At 69.0% G+C, this 18,513-nt stretch carries 17 protein-coding genes; 8 read left to right on the top strand and 9 right to left on the bottom strand.

All coding sequences use genetic code 11. From position 1 onward, the window contains the following. Positions 1 to 10 precede the first annotated feature (10 nt). The gene (gene purH / locus ACYQ6W_RS11785) at positions 11 to 1,588 is read left to right on the top strand and encodes a bifunctional phosphoribosylaminoimidazolecarboxamide formyltransferase/IMP cyclohydrolase (protein WP_459675496.1); all 1,578 of its coding nucleotides are present in this window, start codon (positions 11 to 13) and stop codon (positions 1,586 to 1,588) included. A gap of 40 nt (positions 1,589 to 1,628) precedes the next feature. Here purH and ACYQ6W_RS11780 read toward each other — a convergent pair whose 3' ends face one another. Next, positions 1,629 to 2,351 (bottom strand): MgtC/SapB family protein, encoded by a 723-nt coding sequence (locus ACYQ6W_RS11780; RefSeq protein WP_459675495.1) that lies wholly within the window; start codon positions 2,349 to 2,351, stop codon positions 1,629 to 1,631. A 219-nt stretch (positions 2,352 to 2,570) separates the two neighbouring features. On the opposite strand from ACYQ6W_RS11780, the gene mbfA reads away from it, so the two are divergent. Further along, complete coding sequence (mbfA, locus tag ACYQ6W_RS11775; RefSeq protein ID WP_459675494.1) at positions 2,571 to 3,527, top strand: iron exporter MbfA; 957 nt, start codon at positions 2,571 to 2,573, stop codon at positions 3,525 to 3,527. On the opposite strand, the gene cbiB is transcribed toward mbfA, so the two are convergent. Genes cbiB through ACYQ6W_RS11745 form a run of 6 tightly spaced genes read right to left on the bottom strand, consistent with a single transcriptional unit; the run spans position 3,511 to position 9,770 of the window. Continuing rightward, a complete protein-coding gene (gene cbiB, locus ACYQ6W_RS11770; RefSeq protein WP_459675493.1) occupies positions 3,511 to 4,503 on the bottom strand; it encodes an adenosylcobinamide-phosphate synthase CbiB in 993 nt (330 codons plus the stop codon). The two genes, mbfA and cbiB, sit on opposite strands and share 17 nt — an antisense overlap. Positions 4,504 to 4,514: 11 nt before the next feature. Continuing rightward, positions 4,515 to 5,654: an FUSC family protein gene (locus tag ACYQ6W_RS11765; RefSeq protein ID WP_459675492.1), complete on the bottom strand. Its 1,140-nt coding sequence runs from the start codon at positions 5,652 to 5,654 to the stop codon at positions 4,515 to 4,517. Positions 5,655 to 5,659: 5 nt separating this feature from the next. Beyond that, on the bottom strand, positions 5,660 to 6,709 hold the full coding sequence (locus ACYQ6W_RS11760) for a biotin/lipoyl-binding protein (protein WP_459675491.1): 1,050 nt from the start codon (positions 6,707 to 6,709) through the stop codon (positions 5,660 to 5,662). Between the two features lie 37 nt (positions 6,710 to 6,746). Beyond that, the gene (lpxK, locus tag ACYQ6W_RS11755; protein WP_459675489.1) at positions 6,747 to 7,718 is read right to left on the bottom strand and encodes a tetraacyldisaccharide 4'-kinase; all 972 of its coding nucleotides are present in this window, start codon (positions 7,716 to 7,718) and stop codon (positions 6,747 to 6,749) included. 4 nt (positions 7,719 to 7,722) lie between these two features. Next, complete coding sequence (locus ACYQ6W_RS11750) at positions 7,723 to 9,021, bottom strand: 3-deoxy-D-manno-octulosonic acid transferase (RefSeq protein WP_459675488.1); 1,299 nt, start codon at positions 9,019 to 9,021, stop codon at positions 7,723 to 7,725. Then, positions 8,988 to 9,770 (bottom strand): lysophospholipid acyltransferase family protein, encoded by a 783-nt coding sequence (locus ACYQ6W_RS11745; RefSeq protein ID WP_459675486.1) that lies wholly within the window; start codon positions 9,768 to 9,770, stop codon positions 8,988 to 8,990. The genes ACYQ6W_RS11750 and ACYQ6W_RS11745 overlap by 34 nt, the downstream gene beginning before the upstream one ends. A 107-nt stretch (positions 9,771 to 9,877) precedes the next feature. On the opposite strand from ACYQ6W_RS11745, the gene ACYQ6W_RS11740 reads away from it, so the two are divergent. From ACYQ6W_RS11740 to ACYQ6W_RS11715, 6 genes are all read left to right on the top strand, one after another. After that, a complete protein-coding gene (locus tag ACYQ6W_RS11740) occupies positions 9,878 to 11,338 on the top strand; it encodes a hypothetical protein (RefSeq protein ID WP_459675485.1) in 1,461 nt (486 codons plus the stop codon). A 30-nt stretch (positions 11,339 to 11,368) separates the two neighbouring features. After that, on the top strand, positions 11,369 to 12,853 hold the full coding sequence (gene xdhA / locus ACYQ6W_RS11735; protein WP_459675484.1) for a xanthine dehydrogenase small subunit: 1,485 nt from the start codon (positions 11,369 to 11,371) through the stop codon (positions 12,851 to 12,853). Further along, positions 12,850 to 15,171: a xanthine dehydrogenase molybdopterin binding subunit gene (xdhB, locus tag ACYQ6W_RS11730; RefSeq protein ID WP_459675483.1), complete on the top strand. Its 2,322-nt coding sequence runs from the start codon at positions 12,850 to 12,852 to the stop codon at positions 15,169 to 15,171. The genes xdhA and xdhB overlap by 4 nt, the downstream gene beginning before the upstream one ends. After that, on the top strand, positions 15,171 to 16,064 hold the full coding sequence (gene xdhC / locus ACYQ6W_RS11725) for a xanthine dehydrogenase accessory protein XdhC (RefSeq protein ID WP_459675482.1): 894 nt from the start codon (positions 15,171 to 15,173) through the stop codon (positions 16,062 to 16,064). The genes xdhB and xdhC overlap by 1 nt, the downstream gene beginning before the upstream one ends. A 63-nt stretch (positions 16,065 to 16,127) precedes the next feature. Beyond that, positions 16,128 to 16,364, top strand: coding sequence for a type II toxin-antitoxin system ParD family antitoxin (locus tag ACYQ6W_RS11720; protein WP_459675481.1), 237 nt, complete (start codon positions 16,128 to 16,130; stop codon positions 16,362 to 16,364). 10 nt (positions 16,365 to 16,374) lie between these two features. Beyond that, a complete protein-coding gene (locus ACYQ6W_RS11715; protein WP_459675479.1) occupies positions 16,375 to 16,665 on the top strand; it encodes a type II toxin-antitoxin system RelE/ParE family toxin in 291 nt (96 codons plus the stop codon). A 4-nt stretch (positions 16,666 to 16,669) separates the two neighbouring features. On the opposite strand, the gene metW is transcribed toward ACYQ6W_RS11715, so the two are convergent. Both metW and metX read right to left on the bottom strand, forming a co-directional pair. Then, positions 16,670 to 17,320 carry a methionine biosynthesis protein MetW gene (metW, locus tag ACYQ6W_RS11710; protein ID WP_459675478.1) on the bottom strand — a complete coding sequence of 217 codons (651 nt, stop codon included), beginning with the start codon at positions 17,318 to 17,320 and terminating at the stop codon, positions 16,670 to 16,672. Further along, positions 17,320 to 18,477, bottom strand: a complete 1,158-nt coding sequence (metX, locus tag ACYQ6W_RS11705; protein WP_459675477.1) for a homoserine O-acetyltransferase MetX — start codon at positions 18,475 to 18,477, stop codon at positions 17,320 to 17,322. Before metX ends, metW begins: the two co-directional genes overlap by 1 nt. Positions 18,478 to 18,513: the final 36 nt, after the last annotated feature.

Raw genomic sequence — 18,513 nt, 5'->3', positions numbered from 1 at the left:
AGCACCCGCGATGACCTCAGAGACCCCGCTTCCCGTCCGCCGCGCCCTCATCTCCGTCTCCGACAAGACGGGGCTGATCCCCTTCGCCCAGGCGCTGGCCGCGGCCGGCGCGGAACTCCTCTCCACCGGGGGCACGGCCAAGGCGATCCGTGACGCCGGCATTCCGGTGAAGGACGTCTCGGACCACACCGGCTTTCCCGAGATCATGGACGGGCGCGTGAAGACGCTGGTGCCGCAGATCCATGGCGGCATCCTCGCCCGCCGCGACCTGGCCGATCACGTCCAGGCCATGGAGACGCATCGGATCGCGCCGATCGATCTCGTCTGCGTCAATCTCTACCCCTTTGAGGAGACGGTCGCCCGCGGCGCCGACGCCGAAACGGTGATCGAGAACATCGACATCGGCGGCCCGGCCATGATCCGCGCGGCCGCGAAGAATCATGACTTCGTCGCCATCGTGACCGAACCTGGGCAATATGCCGAGGTCGAAGCGGCGCTCGCCGCCGGGGGGACGGATCTCGCGCTGCGCCGCCGCCTGGCGGGTGCTGCCTATGCCCGGACCGCGGCCTATGACGCGGCCATCGCCGCTTGGTTCGCGGAAGAGCGCGGCGAGGCTTTCCCCGAGCGCTTCGCGATCAGCGGGCGCCGCCGCCAACTTCTCCGCTACGGCGAGAATCCGCATCAGCGCGCCGCCTTCTACGTGACCGACGATCGCCCCGGCGTCGCCACCGCGCGGCAGGTGCAGGGCAAGGAGCTTTCCTACAACAACCTCAACGACACCGACGCCGCCTTCGAATGCGTCGCCGAGTTCGAAGAGCCCACCGTCGTCATCGTCAAGCACGCGAACCCCTGCGGGGTCGCGACGGCGGGCTCCCTCACCGCCGCCTGGGACCGGGCTCTCGCATGCGATCCGGTCAGCGCCTTCGGTGGCATCGTCGCCGTCAACCGCGTGCTGGACGAGGATACGGCGAAGCGCATCGCTGCCATCTTCACCGAGGTCATCGTGGCGCCCGAAGCGACGGCCGAGGCCGAAGCGGTGCTCGCCGCCAAGAAGAACCTGCGCCTGCTGCTGACCGGCGGCCTGCCCGATTCCTCTGCGCAACTGCCCGCCTTCCGCTCGCTCGCCGGTGGCTTTCTGGTGCAGGACCGCGATGCCGGCCGCGTGCTGCCAGCCGATCTGCGGGTGGTGACGAAGCGCGCGCCGAGCGATCAGGAACTAGCCGATCTGCTCTTCGCCTTCCGCGTCGCCAAACACGTGAAGTCGAATGCCATCATCTACGCCAAGGGCGGCGCCACCGTCGGCATCGGTGCCGGACAGATGAGCCGGGTAGACAGCGCCCGCATCGCCGCTTGGAAATCAGGCGAAGCCGCCAAGGCTGCCGGGCTCGCGGAGCCGCTGACCCATGGCTCCGTCGCCGCCTCCGATGCCTTCTTCCCCTTCGCGGACGGGCTCGAGACCATCGTCGCCGCCGGGGCCACGGCCGTCATCCAGCCGGGCGGGTCGATGCGGGACAATGAGGTGATTGCGGCGGCGGACGCCGCTGGCATCGCCATGGTGATGACGGGCATGCGCCACTTCCGGCACTGAGCCCGAAGCCCGGGGCGGAGATGCTGCCCCGGGCTTCGCCCTATTCCAGATCTTCGGTGCTGCTGCTCCAGGTGGCACTCGAAATGCCGGGCATTGCTTCCAGCTTGTGAACGATCGCGTCTAGCTCATGTGCCTCGACCGCGGTCATGGCGAGCGTCGCCAGTACCTCGGTCAGCCCGTCCGGCCGGTCGACCAGTTCGAGGTCGCTGATCTGGTAATGCGCTTCGAGCAGCAGCTTCATCACCGCCTTGCGTGCGTCGGCGGCGCCCTCCACGGTCGTCATCACGCTCACCTCGTAAATCGCTTCCACGGCGGACCCGAGCAGGGGCGCGCGGTTGATGCGGTTGACGAGAGGCTGCAGCAGCGTGTTGGCGGTGATGACGAAGACTGTCAGCAGGGCGGCCTGGGCGGCGAGATTGGCCCCCGCACAGGCGCCGACGGCCGCCGAACACCATAGCGTCGCTGCCGTGTTCAGCCCGCGGACGTTGAGCCCGTCCTTCATGATGACGCCGGCGCCGAGGAAGCCGATGCCCGAGACGACGTACGAAACGACCTTCACGCCGCCATGGCCACCATCGAGGTTCATCGCGAGATCGACGAATTCGCAGGCGCCGAGCGCCACCAGCACATTGGTGCGCAAGCCCGCGCTGCGCTGCTTCCATTGCCGCTCGGCGCCAATGGCGGTGCCAAGGACGAAGGCAACCACGAGGCCGACCAGCGTGTTCAGGAAATCGGCGGTCTGGAAAGTCTGGAAGATCAGCATGGAAGCCCCCCTAGCCGGAATGGCGGACGGCCCATAGGCGCGGTTTGCTAAATATTGAAGGCAATCCCGTGCATGCCGGGGTCGCGCCGCAAATGCGACATTGCAGATGCAAAGCAGTCGCAAAAACCCCTGATCCAGACTTCAACATGCGATTGCGAGAGATTATCACCATTACGAATGCGTCTTGATCGTTCCGGCCGCGGACGCCACAATGACCCCATGCGCAATTTCTCCGATCTGACCGAACGCGAAATCCTCGCCCTCGCCATCGCCAACGAGGAGGAGGACGGCCGCATCTATCTGGATCTCGCGGAGGGCCTGCGGGAGGACTATCCGACCACGGCCGGCATCCTGCGCGAAATGGCCGAAGAGGAGAGCGGCCATCGGCACGAACTCATCTGCCTGTATCAGGAGAAGTTCGGCGAGCACATTCCGCTCATTCGGCGGCAGGACGTGCGCGGCTTCCTCACCCGCAAACCGGTCTGGCAGCTGCGGCCGCTGAGGGTGGAGGCGGCGCGCGATCTCATGCAGTCCATGGAGATGGAGACCGAGCGCTTCTACAACCGCGCCGCAGCGCAGAGCCAGGATGCCTCGATCCGCAAGCTGCTGGGTGATCTGGCGATGGCCGAGAGCAGCCACGAGCACAAGCTGGACCGGCTGATCGACGAAAAGATTACCGACCAGGAACGCACCTCGGAAGCCGATGCCGCCCGGCGCAATCTCGTCCTGCGCTACATCCAGCCGGGGCTTGCCGGGCTGATGGATGGTTCGGTCTCGACGCTGGCCCCGCTCTTCGCCTCCGCCTTCGCCACCGGCTCGAGCTGGCAGGCCTTCATCGTCGGCATCTCGGCCTCACTGGGCGCGGGCATCTCCATGGCCTTCGCGGAAGCGCTATCGGACAACGGATCGCTCACCGGCCGCGGCTCGCCCATCATCCGTGGCGTCGTCTGCGGCCTGATGACGACGGTCGGCGGCCTTGGCCACTCCCTGCCCTTCCTCATCCCCAATTTCCACCTAGCGCTGGCCATCGCGATCGGCGTCGTCGTCATCGAACTCGGCGTTATCAGCTGGGTGCGGTGGAAATACATGGACACGCCACCGGTTTCGGCCGCACTTCAGGTAGCCTTCGGCGGCGCACTTGTCTTCGCAACCGGCGTGCTCATCGGAAGCAGCTGACGGCCAGCGTGACCAGCGCGATGGCGACGATCTGCACGGCGCAGGCGCCGCGGTAGAGACGCAGCGCACGGCGCAGGTCGGCCGCCGTCACCGCGGCGCGGCCGTCCCCCATCCAGCCATCGGCCACCAGCGTTTCGCCATAGACTCGAGGGCCGGCGAGACGCAGGCCGAGGGCACCGGCCATGGCGGCTTCCGGCCAGCCGGCATTGGGCGAGCGATGATGTCTCGCGTCCCGCCGGACGGCACGCAGACCCGCCCGCCAGTCGCCACCGCTGCAGGCCGCAGCAACCAGAACGAAGAGCGCGGCGAGGCGCGAGGCCGGCAGGTTGACGAGATCGTCGAAGCGGGCCGAGCCCCAGCCAAAGGCGGCGTGCTTCGGGGTGCGATGGCCGATCATGCTGTCCGCCGTGTTCACCGTCTTATAGGCGGCGATGCCCGCGAGCCCGAGCAGCCCACCCCAGACGGCCGGTGCCACCACGCCATCCGAAAAGTTTTCGGCGAGGCTTTCGATCGCAGCGCGGCAAACACCTGCCTCGTCGAGATGCGCGGGATTGCGCCCGACGATTTGGGAGACCGCAGCCCGGCCGGCGGCGAGGCCACCCGTCTCCAGGCCTTCGGCAACCGCCGCGACATGGGCGTGCAGACTGCGCTGCGCGAAGAGGCTGGAAGCGCCAATGGCCAACACGATCAGGCCGAGCCAGTGCCCGCAGGCGACGAGCAGGATGAAATCGGTGACGAGGACCACGGCGAAGACGAAGCCAAGCAGAAAAAGCAGCGCGAGCACGCCGCGCAGGCGACGATGACCGTCTGAAAGCGCGGGGTTGTTCAAACCCCGGTCCAACCAGCCGATGAGCCGGCCGATCCAGACGACGGGATGGCTGATGGCGCGGTAGACCGCATCCGGATAGCCGAAGGCTGCTTCGACGAGCAGGGCGATCAGGGTCAGCAGCAGAGCCGCTTCAGGCGTGACGATCATGCGGGCTTGTATCAGGCGCGGTGCCTGTCGTCTCCCGGCGTGGAAGGCCAGGCGAGAATGACGAGGCTGGCCATGCCGACGCCGATCATCACGCCGAGCAGCCGGGTGAGCGGCGGCTCGATGCTCACCGAGGGACCGGACCCCTGGACGAAGGAGACGAGGAAGGCGAAGGCGAATTGCGTGCCGAGATAGGAAAGCCCGCCGCGACCGCACTGGATGTGGTAGCCGGCCCAGACGCCCGCGGCGAGACACAGCGTCCAGAGCAGCCCGTCATCCGCGACGACATGCAGTGCGACGAGCGCGACGACCCCGCCGATCAGGCACCCGGTGAGGCGGTGCGCCATCCGCTCGTAGACGGCGAAGCGGCCGCCGCTCTCGATCGCCTGCAGCGGCACGATCATGACGATGAAGGCGGTGATGGCGGTCTGCAAATAGTTCGTGATCTCGAAGGCACGCCAGACGAGGGGCAGCAGGCTCACGGCCAGGGCAGCCTGCGTCGCATGGATGATGACCGGCCAATTGCGGGCGAGCCACGCCTCCTCCGTGAGGTTCCGCAGCGTCAGAACGGCGGTGGGGACGGCGGCACCGGCTGGCGCTGCCGTGCCGGGCGGCGCGCCAAACGCCTCGAACAGGGCGGCGATGGCAAGCGCCGCGCCCGAACCGATCGCGACCTCCGCCGCGCGCACGGCCGCGAAGGCGGGTGCCCCTTCCGGCGAGCCGAGGGCCGCCACCAGCACGAGTGCGGCGGTCACGCCGAAAAGGGCCCAGGCATAGCGCGCTCCCGTGACACTTCCCTGATAGACGGCGACCCAGATCAGCAGGAACAGAGCGATCATCAGCAGCCCCACGTCCTGCGCCGTCCATCGTGCGAGCAGGAGCCCGAGGAGCCCACCGGCGATGGTCCCCGCCATGCGCTGCAAAGCGCGCGGCACAGCCTCCGCCATCGAACTGCGCATGACGAGAAAGCCACTCAAGGCCGCCCAGACGATGTCCGGCAGGTGCATCGCCATCGCGATGAAGACCGCGAGCAGCACCGACAGCACGGCTTTCAGCGGTTCGCGCCACCCCTCCCGCACCCGGGCGAGATCCTCGATCTCGATCCACAGCCCATCGTGAAGGCTGTGCAGAATACGCGGAAGGGTGCCGGCCATCGGCATCAGTAGAAGACGATGGTGCGCGCGTCGGACCCCATGAAGCGCTCCGCCTCCGGCGGCAGGTCCAGCAATTGAAAGCGCACGGGGAAGCGGGCCTGCAGGCGTATCCAATCCGTTGTCGGGTCTACATAGGGCAGCAGGCCGCCCCGTACCGACTTGGCGCGGTCGATCCCGCCGGCAATTCCCTGGATACGGGCGCGATAGAGGTGGAAGGGATGGGTATCGAGCCAGACCCAGCCGATGCGGCCGGGCTTGAGATGGCGCAACATGCCTTCTTTGTAGTTGGCGTTGACGTACCAAGCATCGGCGGCGACGAGGGCGAGCAGCGGCTTGCCGGCGCTCGCGGCATCGCCCGGCTGCAGCGTCACATGCGCGACGCGGCCGGCGACGGGTGCGGCAACCCGCGTTTGGTCAAGCCGCCATTGCGCCAGAGCCTCTGCCGATGTCGCTGCGGCGATCTCGATCTGGTCCAGGCGAAGGATGCGCTCGGCGCGCAGCACGGCGTCCTGTGCTGCCGACAGGGCGTCCGCCGCCTGTTGCGCCGCCGTCGTCGCATCCTGTTCCGCCTGAGGTGCTTCGAAGCCCGTCCCCGCCAGGTTCCGCGCGCGGGCGAAATCCGCTTCCGCCTGCACCGCCCGGGCCTGAGCCGAACGCTGGAGCGCGAGCGCACTCGCCTCCGTCGTCTGGTCGACCGCGATACGGGATTGCGCGGCAGAGAGCGCATCCTGCGCCTGATCGAGGGCGAGGCGGAAGGGCGTGGGGTCGATCGTGAAAAGCGGGTCGCCCGCTTTCACCGTCTGATTGTCGGAGACGGCGACGGTCTGCACCAGACCGGTCACCTGCGGCGCGATGGCGACGAGATCCGAGGTCAGAATCGCATCGTCGGTATAGGCGAAGACCAGGCCGCTGCCTTCCCAGAGCAGCAGCAACAGCAGAAGGATGCCGAGAAAGGTGACGGTGCGGCGCCGGTAGGGGGAACGAGGCGGCGGAGGTGCGCTGTGCTGAGCTGGTTCGCCTTCACTTGGCTTGGCGGGCACGCTCGACGGGTCCATCCGGCCGGTCCTCTGTCTTTGTCCCCGAGTAGCCGTGCTAGGCCGCCGCTTGCAACGTCTCCCGCAGCAGCGCATCGACGGCCGCCGGATCGGACCAGGCGAGGGTGACGCCGGCAACCGCGATCCCGGTGCGCGCCGCGGGCGGCAGACGGGCAAAATCCTTCGGCGTCGTCAGCAGGGTGAGACCCTGGGCCGCAGCCGCTTCGGCAAGGGCCGTGCGCTCGGCCGGTGCGTAAGGGTGATGGTCCGCAAAGGCGCGGGTCTCGCCCAGGGTGACGCCCGCCTGCCGCAGGCCCGCGAAGAATTTCTCCGGCCGGCCGATGCCGGCGAAGGCGAGATAGGACCGGGAGAGATCCAGCCCCCGCAGGTCCTGCACGAGGGTGGCGGCGAGGACGGGTAGGCCCGGCGGCAGCGCCGCCCCGGCATCGCGCAGATCCGGCCCGATCAGCACCGCGGCACGGCAGCGGCCGGCCGCTGCCCGTACCGGCTCCCGCAAGGGGCCCGCCGGCAGCAGCCGGCCATTGCCAAAGCCGAAGCCCCCGTCGATCACCAGAAGGCTGCAATCCTTGACGAGGCCCGGATTCTGCAGCCCGTCATCCAGGATCAGGACCGTGGCGCCTGCGGCGATCGCGGCGCGCGCGCCGGCGGCGCGGTCCCGCGCCACCCAGGTCGGCGCCGCCTGCGCCAGCAACAATGCTTCGTCCCCCACCTGCGCCGCCTCGTGCAGGCCCGGCTGCACGCGCAAGGGACCTCGCTCGCGCCCGCCATAGCCACGGAGCAAAGCGTGGGGGCTCTCGCCCAGGGCCTGGAGGCGGTCCAGCAGATCGAGCACCAGCGTCGTCTTGCCGGAGCCGCCGACCGTCGCATTGCCGCAGCAGAGCACCGGCACGGGGGCGCGCCAGCCCGGGCGGGCGACGCGCCGCGCGGTGAGGGTAGCAGTGACGGCGCCGAGCGGCGAAAGCAGCCGCGCCGCCAGCCCGTCCTCGGTCCAGAAGCGGGGCGCCTGCATCGTCTCAGCCCTCGGGGGGTCGTGCGAGGCCGAGCAGCAGGCCCGCCACCTCGGCCGGCAAGGCGCGATAGCCTTCGAGGAGCTTGGCACCCTTCTCGCCGATCGCGGTGGTGCCCCAGGGGTCCTTCAGCCGGGCGTCCAGCCAGTCGCCCAGCGCCTGAGCATCCGGCACCACGGCGAGCGCCCCGCCCTGTTCGAGCAGGGTGACGGTATCCGCGAAATTGGCGGTATGCGGCCCGACCGCGACGGCCCGGCCAAGCCGTGCCGGCTCCGCCGGGTTCTGTCCGCCATGCGGCACCAGGCTGCCGCCGACGAAGGCGAGGGGTGCCAGCCGGTAGATCAGGCCAAGTTCGCCCACGGTATCGGCGATCCAGACGCCGCCGCGCTTCGGCGGCATCTGGCCGAGCATGCGCCGCGGGGCACCGCCCGCGGCCTCGGCCAAGGCCGCGCCGCGCTCGGGGTGGCGCGGCGCGATGATCGTCAGCAGGCTGTGATGCACCTCCGAAAGCCGGGCATGCACGGCAAGGATCATCTCGTCCTCCCCCGGGTGCAGGCTGGCGGCGACCCAGGCCGGTCCGCTGATCTGAGACGAGAGCTGCGACAGCGCCTGAGGATCGACCGGCAGGGCCGGCGCCGCGAGTTTGAGATTGCCTGGCGGCAGGATGCGCGTCTCGGTCAAGCGCGCGAAGCGCTCGCCATCGGCGGCGCTCTGCGGATGGATGAGGGCGAAGCGGCCCAGCACCGCGCGGGCGGTGCACGGGGCACGGCGCCAGCGGGCAAGGCTGCGCGCGGAGAGCCGGGCATTGAGCAGCATCAGCGGAATCTTCCGCACCGCCGCCGCCGCGAGGAGGTTCGGCCAGATCTCGCTTTCCACGAAACCTGCCGCATCCGGCCGCCAATGGTCGAGGAAGCGGGCGGCCCAGCCGGGCACGTCCAGCGGCACGAAGCGCTGGATGACGGCCGCGGCCAAACCCATGTCGGGCAGACGCGCCGCAAGCAGCGTCTGCGAGGTGACGGTCCCGGTGGTGAGCAGGACATGCCCCTCCGCCGCCAGCACCGGCAGCAGCGGCAGGATGGACATGGTCTCGCCCAGGCTCGCCGCATGCAGCCAGATCAGCCGGCCGGGCGGCCGGGCCATCGTCTCGATCCCCTCGCGCTCGGAGAGGCGAGCCGGGATCTCCTTGCCGCGCGCCGCCCGGTTGCGCAGCATCCGGCGCAGCGCCGGCACGGCGAGACGGGTGGCGCCGGCCCAGAGGGCGAGCGGCAGGGTCATCTGGCTGTGCCGGCGGGGACGATGCCGCACAGCCGATCCGCCTTGTCGCAGGCAGCGTTCAGCGCGGCGACCACGCGCGGCATGTGCTCCGCCCAATCGGCGCGTGGCACCGTAAAGGCGGGCTCGACCACGATGACGCCGCGGCTGAAGGGCACGGGGAAAGGCAGGATCATCGCATCCCAGCTTGGCATGCGCATGTGGAAGCGGCATTGCGCGGCGGCGGCATAGACCGGCGCGCCGGTCGCCGCGGCGAGTTGGACGACGCCGGCGGCCGCGACCTTGGCCGGGCCGCGCGGCCCATCCGGCGTGATCGCGATGTTGCTGCCGGCGCGCAGCAGCAGCAGCATGTTGCGCAGGCTGGCGGCGCCGCCTTTCGAGGAGGAGCCGACGACGGTGCCGAGGTTGAAGCGGCCGACCGCATGGCCGATGAAGCGCCCGTCATTATGGCCGCTGACGAGGACATAGGTCTTCATCGTGGCGCCGAGCCGCTGCGCCTCGATTGCCAGCATCGACATCATGGGCAGGCGCTCGTGCCAGAAGCAGACGAGGCCGGCGGTGTTGCGCTCCGTCGTCGGCGCGAGGTTCTCGAGACCCACGAAGTCCCAGCGCGTGGTGCGGTAGACGAGGGCGAGATAGACGCCGACGAACCGCGCAAAGCCGTCCTTCAGGCGCGGATGGCGCACCAGCCATTTGAACCATTTGGGCGTGCGGAATTTCCGCTTCCGCTCGGGCTTTGTGCGGGCGGGCTTGCCGGGATCGGGGGAGAGGCTCTCTGCCATCGCCGCGCGGTAGCACGGCGCCTGCCCCGCGGCAATCAAACCTCTGGAAAGGCGCGCTCTTTCATTTTGACATTGCACCAAATTGCCCAGCCGCCGATAAGCCTGACATGCCGTCCCTCCTGCGCCGTCACGGCGTCCTCCTCCTCTTCGCGGCCGGCGTGTTGACGCTCGCAGCCTGGCTGCGCGCCCCCGAATATGACGAGGGCTACACCACCTTCGTCACCGCCCAGGCGGCGCGGCCCGCCTGGCCGGCGGGACCCTTCCGCGTGGGGGATGTGCGGGGAGCATTTGCCCCAGCCGCCACCCCTTGGGCGATCGGCTCGAACCTGCGGCGAACGGACGTGCATCCGCCGCTCTATTTCTGGACCGTCTGGGCCTGGCGGCGGCTGTTTGGCCCCGATCTCTTCCGCACCCGCCTGCTCTCGGTGCTGTGCAGCTTAGGCGCGCTTGCGGCCATCCTCGCCCTGGCGGAGGCCGCTGCGCTGCCGGCTGTACCTGCCGTGCTGATCACGCTCGGCTGCTTCGGCTTCGTCGAAACCGGGATCGTCGCGCGCGGCTTCGCCCTCGCGCAATGCCTGACGCTCTGGGGCCTGGTGCTGACGCTGCGCGCGGCGGCCGGCGGCCGGATTACGGCCTTCGCCGCCGGCCTGCTGCTGGGGGCCGCGAGCTTCACCAACTACCTTGCCGCCTTCCCGGCGGGGGCGGCCGTGCTTTGGCTGGCACCACGCGAGCGCGGCCAGGCGCTCACGCTGCTCGCGGGCCTCGCCCTGTTTCTCCGCGCCGATGCCGTCTTCTTCTCGGCGCAGAAGGCGAGCCGCATCGGGCAGTTTCCCGATTTCACGCTGACCGGCTTCCTGGCATCGCTGGCCCACGCGCTAGGGGGCGCGGTGCTCGGCGGGCTTCCCCTTTATGCCGAGGGTGCGCTGCGCGCCGGGTTGAACGGGCTGCTCGGCCTGCTGCTGCTCGCTTTGCTCCTGCTGCCGGTCCTGTCTTGGCAGCGGCTGGGGCGGCCCGGCCCCCGCGCGCTGCTGGCCCTGGCCGCGGCGAGCGGGCCGCTCGGCCTCGGCGTTCTCGCCCTCGCCAGCCGCTCCGTCCCTGTCGAAATCCGCTATCTCGCTTTCGCGCTGCCCCCTTTCGCGCTCCTGCTCGCAGGCGCGCTTGCACGGCTGCCCTGGCCGGGCACCGGGCTCGCGCTGCTCCTCGCCGTGCAGAGCGCGGCGATCGCCGGCCTGATGTTCCGGCCCGAAACCATGCAGCCGGAGCGCGCCGCGGCGCGCGCGGCGGCGCAGGCGGCGGGCGACACCGGCCTCGTCCTGCTGCCGCGCGGGAATGACGGCGTGGGCCTCGTCTCCGCCTTCCTCACCGCCGCACCGGCCGGGCTGCACGTGCTGCTGGTGACACCCGAGACGCCGCCCGCCGCACTGGCGCAGGTGCTCGCCCACTGGCCCTGTTTCACCGTGGCACGCATCGCCGTCGATGCGGCGAGCCGCGCCACCCTGCCTCTTCTGGACGCGCTCCCCGCCCAGGGCAAATGCGTTGACGCGGGCTCGGCCCGGCTTTTAGGCTGAGCGTACAAGCCGTGAGCAGGATGATGACCATTGCGCAGCGACATTCGATTTCTGCTCGGAGATGAGGCAAAAACTCTGAGCAACACGTCCCCCACGCGGACGGTTCTGGAGTATCTGCGCGAAGACGAAGGGCTCTGCGGCACCAAGGAAGGCTGCGCCGAGGGCGACTGCGGCGCCTGCACCGTGATGCTGGCGGAGCGCCGCGCCGAAGGCGACATCGGCGTCCGCCCTGTCAACGCCTGTATCATGTTCCTGCCCGCCCTGGACGGCAAGCAGCTGCTGACGGTGGAACACCTGGACGGCGCGAGCGGCCCGCTGCATCCGGTGCAGCAAGCGATGCTCGATCATCATGCCTCGCAATGCGGCTTTTGCACCCCGGGCTTCGTGATGTCTCTCGCCACCCTCTACCGGGAAGGCGCGAGCCCCGACCGCCAAGGCCTGACGGAGGCGCTGGCCGGCAATCTCTGCCGCTGCACGGGCTACCGGCCGATTCTCGAGGCAGCGCGCAGCGTGCTCGCCGCGCCGAAGCCCGCGGCCGACATCGCGACGGAGGCGGCGCGGCTGACCGCACGGCTCGCAGCCCTCGACACCGAGTCCGAAACCCTGGGCGACGCCGAGGGCGGCGCCCGCTATCTCGCGCCGCGCAGCTTGGACGAGTTGACGGCCGCCCTGGCCGCGACCGCCGATGCCCTGCTGCTCGCGGGGGGGACGGATATCGGCCTCTGGGTCACCAAGCAGCAGAGGTCGCTGCCGCTGCTCATTGCCACGGAACATGTCGCCGAGATGCGCGTGATCGAGGATCACGCAACGCATCTGACCGTCGGCGGCGCGGTGCCGTATGCCGATGCCACCGGCGCTCTCACCGCGTTGCATCCCGAGATCGGCACGCTGCTTCGCCGGATCGGCTCCCGCCAGATTCGCGCGCGCGGCACGGTCGGCGGCAATGTCGGCAATGCCTCCCCGATCGGCGACATGCCACCGCTGCTCATGGCGCTCGACGCGCGGCTGGTGCTCGCGTCTGCCGATGGCACGCGACGGCTGCCGATCGCTGCCTTTTTCCGCGGCTATCGCGAGACAGCACGTGCGCCGGGCGAGGTCATCGCCGCCATCGAGATTCCCAAACCGGCCTCCGACCTGCGGCTTGGTATCTACAAGGTCTCCAAACGCTTCGAGCAGGACATCTCCGCGGTCTGCGCCGCGATGGCGCTACGCATGGAGGGCGGGATGGTGACAGAGGCGCGCATCGCCTTCGGCGGCATGGCCGCGGTGCCGAAGCGCGCCATGGCCGCGGAAGCCGCCCTGCTCGGCCAGCCCTGGACCGAGGAGACGGTGCGCAACGCGATGGCGGCAATGGCGGATGACTTTGCGCCGCTCTCGGACATGCGGGCCTCCGCCGCCTACCGCGCCACCATCGGCCGCAACCTGCTGCTGAAGTTCTGGCTGGAGCATCGGGACGACGGCGAGAGGCCGGCGCGTCTGAGGCTGGACCAGCCGGCCGGGCTGGTGCCCGCATGAGCACGATCGGTGCCGCCATTCCGCATGAGAGCGCCCGCCTGCACGTCGCCGGGCGCGCTGCCTATATCGACGATCTGCCCGAGCCGCGCGGCCTATTGCATGCGGCCCTCGGCCTCAGCACGGAAGCCCATGCGCGCATCCTGGCGCTTGATCTGTCTGCCGTGCGCACAGCCCCGGGCGTCGTTGCCGTCATCACGGCGGCGGACGTGCCCGGGATCAACGACATCGGGCCGATCTTCACCGGTGATCCGATCTTCGCCGGCGACGTCACGGAATATCATGGCCAATCGCTCTTCGCCGTCGCCGCACGCACGCGCGCGGAAGCCCGCGCGGCGGTGCGTCTGGGGCGCGTGACCTACGAGCCGCTGCCCGCGATCCTGACGCTCGATGACGCGCTGAAGCGGGAGGATGCGCGCGTCGCCCCGAGCCGCCTCATGCGCCGCGGCCATCCCGACATGGCGATCGCGCGCAGCCCGCACCGGCTGCGCGGCACCTTGCGCATCGGCGGGCAGGACCACTTCTACCTCGAAGGTCAGATCGCCTTCGCACAGCCCGGCGAGCAGGGTGACATGACAATCCTCAGCTCGACGCAAAACCCGTCCGAAGTGCAGCACCTGGTCGCCCGTGCCCTCGGTATCGCCGACCATTCCGTAGTCTGCGAGACGCGACGCATGGGTGGCGGCTTCGGCGGCAAGGAAAGTCAGGCCGCGCTGCCCGCGACGGTCGCCGCTCTGCTCGCCCAGCGCACCGGGCGGCCCGTGAAGCTGCGCATGGACCGGGACGACGACATGGTGGCGACCGGCAAGCGCCACCCCTTCCGCATCGATTACGACGTCGGCTTCGACGGCCAGGGGCGGATCGGGGGCATCGCTTTCATGCTGGCGGGCGATTGCGGCTTCTCGGCCGATCTTTCGACCGGCGTGAACGACCGCGCGATGATGCATGCGGACAATTGCTACTATCTCGACAACGTCTCCATCCTGTCGCATCGCTGCAAGACGAATACCGTCTCCCACACCGCCTTCCGCGGCTTCGGCGGCCCGCAAGGCATCCTCGGCATCGAACAGGTGATGGAAGAGATCGCGGGCCATCTCGGCCTTGATCCGCTGGCCGTGCGGCGGCAGAACTTCTACGGGATCACCTCGCGCAACGTGACGCCCTACGGGATGATGGTCGAGGACAACATCATCGCCGACCTCGTCGATGAGCTAGCAACAGGCACGGGCTACGCCGCGCGGCGGGAAGAGATTGCCGCCTTCAACCGCGCGCACCAGTGGATCAAGCGCGGCCTGGCCCTGACGCCGGTAAAGTTCGGCATCTCCTTCACCGCCATTCACCTCAACCAGGCGGGCGCACTGGTACAGCTCTATACCGATGGTAGCGTGCTGCTGAACCATGGCGGCACGGAGATGGGCCAGGGGCTCTTCACCAAGGTCGCGCAGGTCGTCGCGGAGGAATTCGGCCTGCCGCTGAGCGCCGTGCGCGTCTCTGCCACCAATACCGCGAAGGTGCCGAATACCTCGCCCACCGCCGCGTCGGCCGGCACCGATCTCAACGCCAAGGCGGCGCAGGCGGCCGCCCATGCGATCCGCCAGCGCCTGGCCCATGTCGCGGCAGAGGCGTTCGACGTACCGGCGACGGCCGTGATCTTCGCCGGTGGCGAGGTCATCGCCGGGCGGCACCGCATCGCCTTCGCGGATCTCGCCAAGCGGGCGCGCATGCAGCGCGTCTCTCTATCCTCCACCGGCTTCTATGCGACGCCCAAGATCCATTTCGACGCGGAGACGCAGACCGGTCGTCCCTTCTACTACTTCGCCTATGGCGCATGCCTGGCGGAGGTGGAGGTGGACGGGCTGACCGGCGAACACCGCCAGCGGCGCGTCGACATCCTGCACGACTGCGGCAAGTCGTTGAACCCGGCGATCGACCTCGGCCAGATCGAAGGCGGCTTCGTGCAGGGCGCCGGCTGGCTGACATCGGAAGAGCTGTGGTGGGACGGCGCGGGGCGGCTGCGCACGCATGCACCCTCCACCTACAAGATCCCGGTGATCGGTGATCTCGCCCCACAGTTCAGCGCGCGGATCTACGAGAGCGGACGCAACCGGGAAAATGCCGTCTTCCGCTCGAAGGCCGTGGGCGAACCGCCGCTTTGCCACGGCATCGCCGTCTTCCAGGCGCTGCGCCAGGCGGTCGCGGCCTTCGGGCCCGCGGGAACCCTGCCCGCCCTCGATGCGCCGGCAACGCCCGAGCGCGTGCTGATGGCGATCGAGCAGCTGCGCGCGGCCACCCTTCCCTTGGCCACCCGGGCGGCCGAGTGATGCCCGCCTGGCTCGATGCGCTGTGCTCGCTCGATGCCCGCAGCGAGGCCGGCGTGCTGGTCAGCATCATCGCCGCCCAAGGGTCTGCCCCGCGCGAGGCCGGGGTGAAGATGGTGGTCTCGGCGACCGAGGTGTGGGACACGATCGGCGGCGGCAATCTCGAATACCAGAGCATCCTCGATGCGCGCGCCATGCTGGCCGCCGGCGATGGCGCCCCGGTCACGCGGGATTTCCCGCTCGGCCCCGCCCTCGGCCAATGCTGCGGCGGGGCGACGACGGTGCTGTTCGAGCCGATCCGCCCGCCCGCCTGGACGGTGGCGCTCTTCGGCGCCGGCCATGTCGGCCGGGCAGTCGCGAAGCTGCTGGGCGATCTGCCTTGCCGGCTGCACTGGTTCGACGCGCGGCCAGGCATCGTCGACACGCGTGGCCTGCCCTCCAACACCCGCCTGCAGGCGCGGGCCGGCGTGGATGATGTGGCAAGCCTGCCCACCGGCACGATGGTGCTGATCATGACGCATGATCACGGGCTCGACTACGATCTGACGGCCGCAGCGCTCGCGCGGCGCGATCTCGCCTTCGTCGGCACCATCGGCTCGGATACCAAGCGCGCCCGCTTCACAAGCCGGCTGCGCCGGGCGGGCATTGATGAGGCGGCGCTCGCCCGCTTCACCTGCCCGGTCGGCCTACCGGGGGTGGGCAAGAAGCTCCCGGCCGAAATCGCGATCGCGGTGGTGGCGCAGCTGCTTCAGCTGCGGCCCCAGCCGGTCATGGCCGCGCGCCTGGAACAGCCGGCGGCCGTGGCGCCGGCCACCGCCGCTCTGCGTCAGAGAGACTGCGGCTCGCCGGGCTGCGACCCGGCCTGCCTGGCCGCTGCTGCCGCGCCACCGGAATAACACGCGGGTTTTGATCGACCTGAAATCGCGGGAACTGCTAAACTGACCGAGAAGGAGACCGCGATGGTTAAAGCCACCTCACTCCGCTTGGACGAGCATTCCATCCACTTTATCGAGCGGCAAATCCACGAAGGCCGGTATGGCGATGCCGATGAGGTCATGCGCGCGGGATTGCGATTGCTTGAGGAACGCGAGGCCCAGCTTGATGCTCTCCGCATGGCGCTTGAGGAAGGCGAAGCCAGCGGCATCAGCGAAGATGGAGTCAAAGACGTGTGGCGCGCCGTAAGGAACCGCCTCTGACAGAACGTCGATGCCGCGGTATGTTTTAAGCCGAGCTGCGCGACAGGATCTCGAAGAGATCGCGCTCTATGGAATCAAGACCTGGGGCAAGGACCGAGCAGAAGCGTACCTCAATGATCTCGAGGGAGCTTTCGTCCGCCTCGTTCAGTTTCCGTTGCTCGGCCGCGACGTGAGCTACATCCGGCCAGGATACAGCCGTGCAGACCATGGACTGCACAGCATCTTCTACCGCCAGAGCGAGCCAGGCGTTGTCATCATTCGCATCCTGCATCGCCGCATGAACCCAGACTGGCGTCTGTAGCGCCCTACCGCCGCCGCAGGACGAAAAGCCCCTGTTCGCCGAAGAGATTGGCGAGATGCGGGAAGCGTCGCCACGGCGCGCGATGGCCCTCATCGTCCAGCGCCAGCCAGTTCTCGACCACATAGCCCTGCGTGCGGCACAGATCGAAAAAGTCCTGGATGGTGCAGGGATGGATGTTCGGCGTCTCGTACCACATCCGGTTCCAGCTCTTCGTCATCGGCATGCGGCCGGTGAGCAGAAGTTGCGCACGCAAAAACCAGTGACCGAAGTTGGGGAAGCTGACGATCGCCCGTTCGCTGATGCGCAGCATCTGCCCGAGCACTTCGAGCGGCCGCTCCACCGCCTGCAGCGTGCGGGACAGCACGACATAGTCGAAGGCCTGATCGGGGTAGTGCACGAGGTCGGTATCGGCGTCACCCTGCATCACCGGCAGGCCATGGGCGACGGCGCGCGTCACCAGCGCCATGTCGAGCTCGATCCCCCGGGCATCGCAGCCGCGGGTATGGAACAGATGACCGATCAAGGCGCCGTCGCCGCAGCCGATGTCGAGCACGCGGGATTGCGGCCGCACGAGGTCGGCGATCAATTGCAGATCGACGCGCATGGCGCGCTGCGCTTCGGCCTGCCGCTCCGCGCGCTGGGCCCCGTCCGGCATCAGCCAGGCTCCTTCGCCGATAAGCCGCGATGCTCCGCGCAGCCCGCGATGAAGCCCGCGATGGTGCGGTGGAAATCCGGTTCGTCGAGCAGGAAGGCGTCATGCCCCTTGTCGCTCATGATCTCCACAAAGCTGACATTAGCGGCGCTGCGGATCAGCGCATTCACAACCTCGCGGCTCGCCGCCGTCGGGAACAGCCAGTCCGAACTGAAGGAGACGAGGCAGAAGCGCGTGCGGCTGCGCTGGAAGGCGCGCGATAAATCGCCACCATGCTCGGCCGCGATGTCGAAGAAGTCCATCGCCCGCGTGATCGAGAGATAGGAATTGGCATCGAAGCGCCGTACGAAGGCGCTGCCCTGGTACTGAAGGTAGCTCTCCACCTCGAACTTGTCGCCGAGCAGGGTGAGGCTGGTCGCGTCGCGCAGGCGGCGGCCGAACTTTCGCGTCAGCGCCGCTTCGCTCAGATAGGTGATGTGCGCCACCATGCGCGCGACCGCGAGGCCGCGGCGGGGAATGATGCCGCTCCGCCAATATTCGCCGTCATTGAAGTCCGGATCGGCGAAGATCGCCTGCCGGCCGACCTCGTTGAAGGCGATGTTCTGCGCCGAGTGATGGGCCGCCGTCGCGATCGGCACGGCGGCGAAGACCACCTCCGGATAGGTCGCGGCCCATTCCAGCACCTGCATGCCGCCCATCGAGCCGCCGACCACGGCAAAGAGCTGGTCGATGCCGAGATGCTCCACCAGCATCTTCTGAGCCCGCACCATGTCGCGGATCGTCACCGGCGGGAAATCGTGCCCCCAGGGCTCGCCGGGCTTCTCGTCATGCGGGCTGCGCGGGCCGGTAGACCCCATGCAGCCACCGAGCACATTGGCGCAGATGACGAAGAAGCGGTCGGTGTCGATCGGCAAGCCGGGCCCGACGAGACTGGCCCACCAGCCCGGCCGGCCGGTGATCGGGTGCGTCTCCGCGACATACTGGTCCCCGGTCAGGGCGTGGCAGACGAGGATGGCGTTGCGCTTCTGGGCATCGAGCTGGCCGTAGGTGCGGTAGGCGACGGCCATGCTGCGGAGCGTCCGGCCGCAGTCCAACGTCATCCCCTCAGGGAAGACGATGGTCTGATGGGCGATCTCGGCGAAGGGCTCCAATTGGTCCATCCCACTCTGATAGGATGAGCGACGGCAGGCGGCAAT

It is taken from the genome of Acidisoma sp. 7E03 (assembly GCF_054665075.1).
Note: the sequence above shows the minus strand (reverse complement) of the source record. Positions and strands in the feature narration are given on the sequence as shown.

Coding starts and splice junctions, on each gene's coding strand:
- purH (WP_459675496.1), top strand. CDS start 11: ATGACCTCAGAGACCCCGCTTCCCGTCCGCCGCGCCCTCATCTCCGTC.
- ACYQ6W_RS11780 (WP_459675495.1), bottom strand. CDS start 2,351: ATGCTGATCTTCCAGACTTTCCAGACCGCCGATTTCCTGAACACGCTG.
- mbfA (WP_459675494.1), top strand. CDS start 2,571: ATGCGCAATTTCTCCGATCTGACCGAACGCGAAATCCTCGCCCTCGCC.
- cbiB (WP_459675493.1), bottom strand. CDS start 4,503: ATGATCGTCACGCCTGAAGCGGCTCTGCTGCTGACCCTGATCGCCCTG.
- ACYQ6W_RS11765 (WP_459675492.1), bottom strand. CDS start 5,654: ATGGCCGGCACCCTTCCGCGTATTCTGCACAGCCTTCACGATGGGCTG.
- ACYQ6W_RS11760 (WP_459675491.1), bottom strand. CDS start 6,709: ATGGACCCGTCGAGCGTGCCCGCCAAGCCAAGTGAAGGCGAACCAGCT.
- lpxK (WP_459675489.1), bottom strand. CDS start 7,718: ATGCAGGCGCCCCGCTTCTGGACCGAGGACGGGCTGGCGGCGCGGCTG.
- ACYQ6W_RS11745 (WP_459675486.1), bottom strand. CDS start 9,770: ATGGCAGAGAGCCTCTCCCCCGATCCCGGCAAGCCCGCCCGCACAAAG.
- ACYQ6W_RS11740 (WP_459675485.1), top strand. CDS start 9,878: ATGCCGTCCCTCCTGCGCCGTCACGGCGTCCTCCTCCTCTTCGCGGCC.
- xdhB (WP_459675483.1), top strand. CDS start 12,850: ATGAGCACGATCGGTGCCGCCATTCCGCATGAGAGCGCCCGCCTGCAC.
- xdhC (WP_459675482.1), top strand. CDS start 15,171: ATGCCCGCCTGGCTCGATGCGCTGTGCTCGCTCGATGCCCGCAGCGAG.
- ACYQ6W_RS11720 (WP_459675481.1), top strand. CDS start 16,128: ATGGTTAAAGCCACCTCACTCCGCTTGGACGAGCATTCCATCCACTTT.
- ACYQ6W_RS11715 (WP_459675479.1), top strand. CDS start 16,375: ATGCCGCGGTATGTTTTAAGCCGAGCTGCGCGACAGGATCTCGAAGAG.
- metW (WP_459675478.1), bottom strand. CDS start 17,320: ATGCCGGACGGGGCCCAGCGCGCGGAGCGGCAGGCCGAAGCGCAGCGC.
- metX (WP_459675477.1), bottom strand. CDS start 18,477: ATGGACCAATTGGAGCCCTTCGCCGAGATCGCCCATCAGACCATCGTC.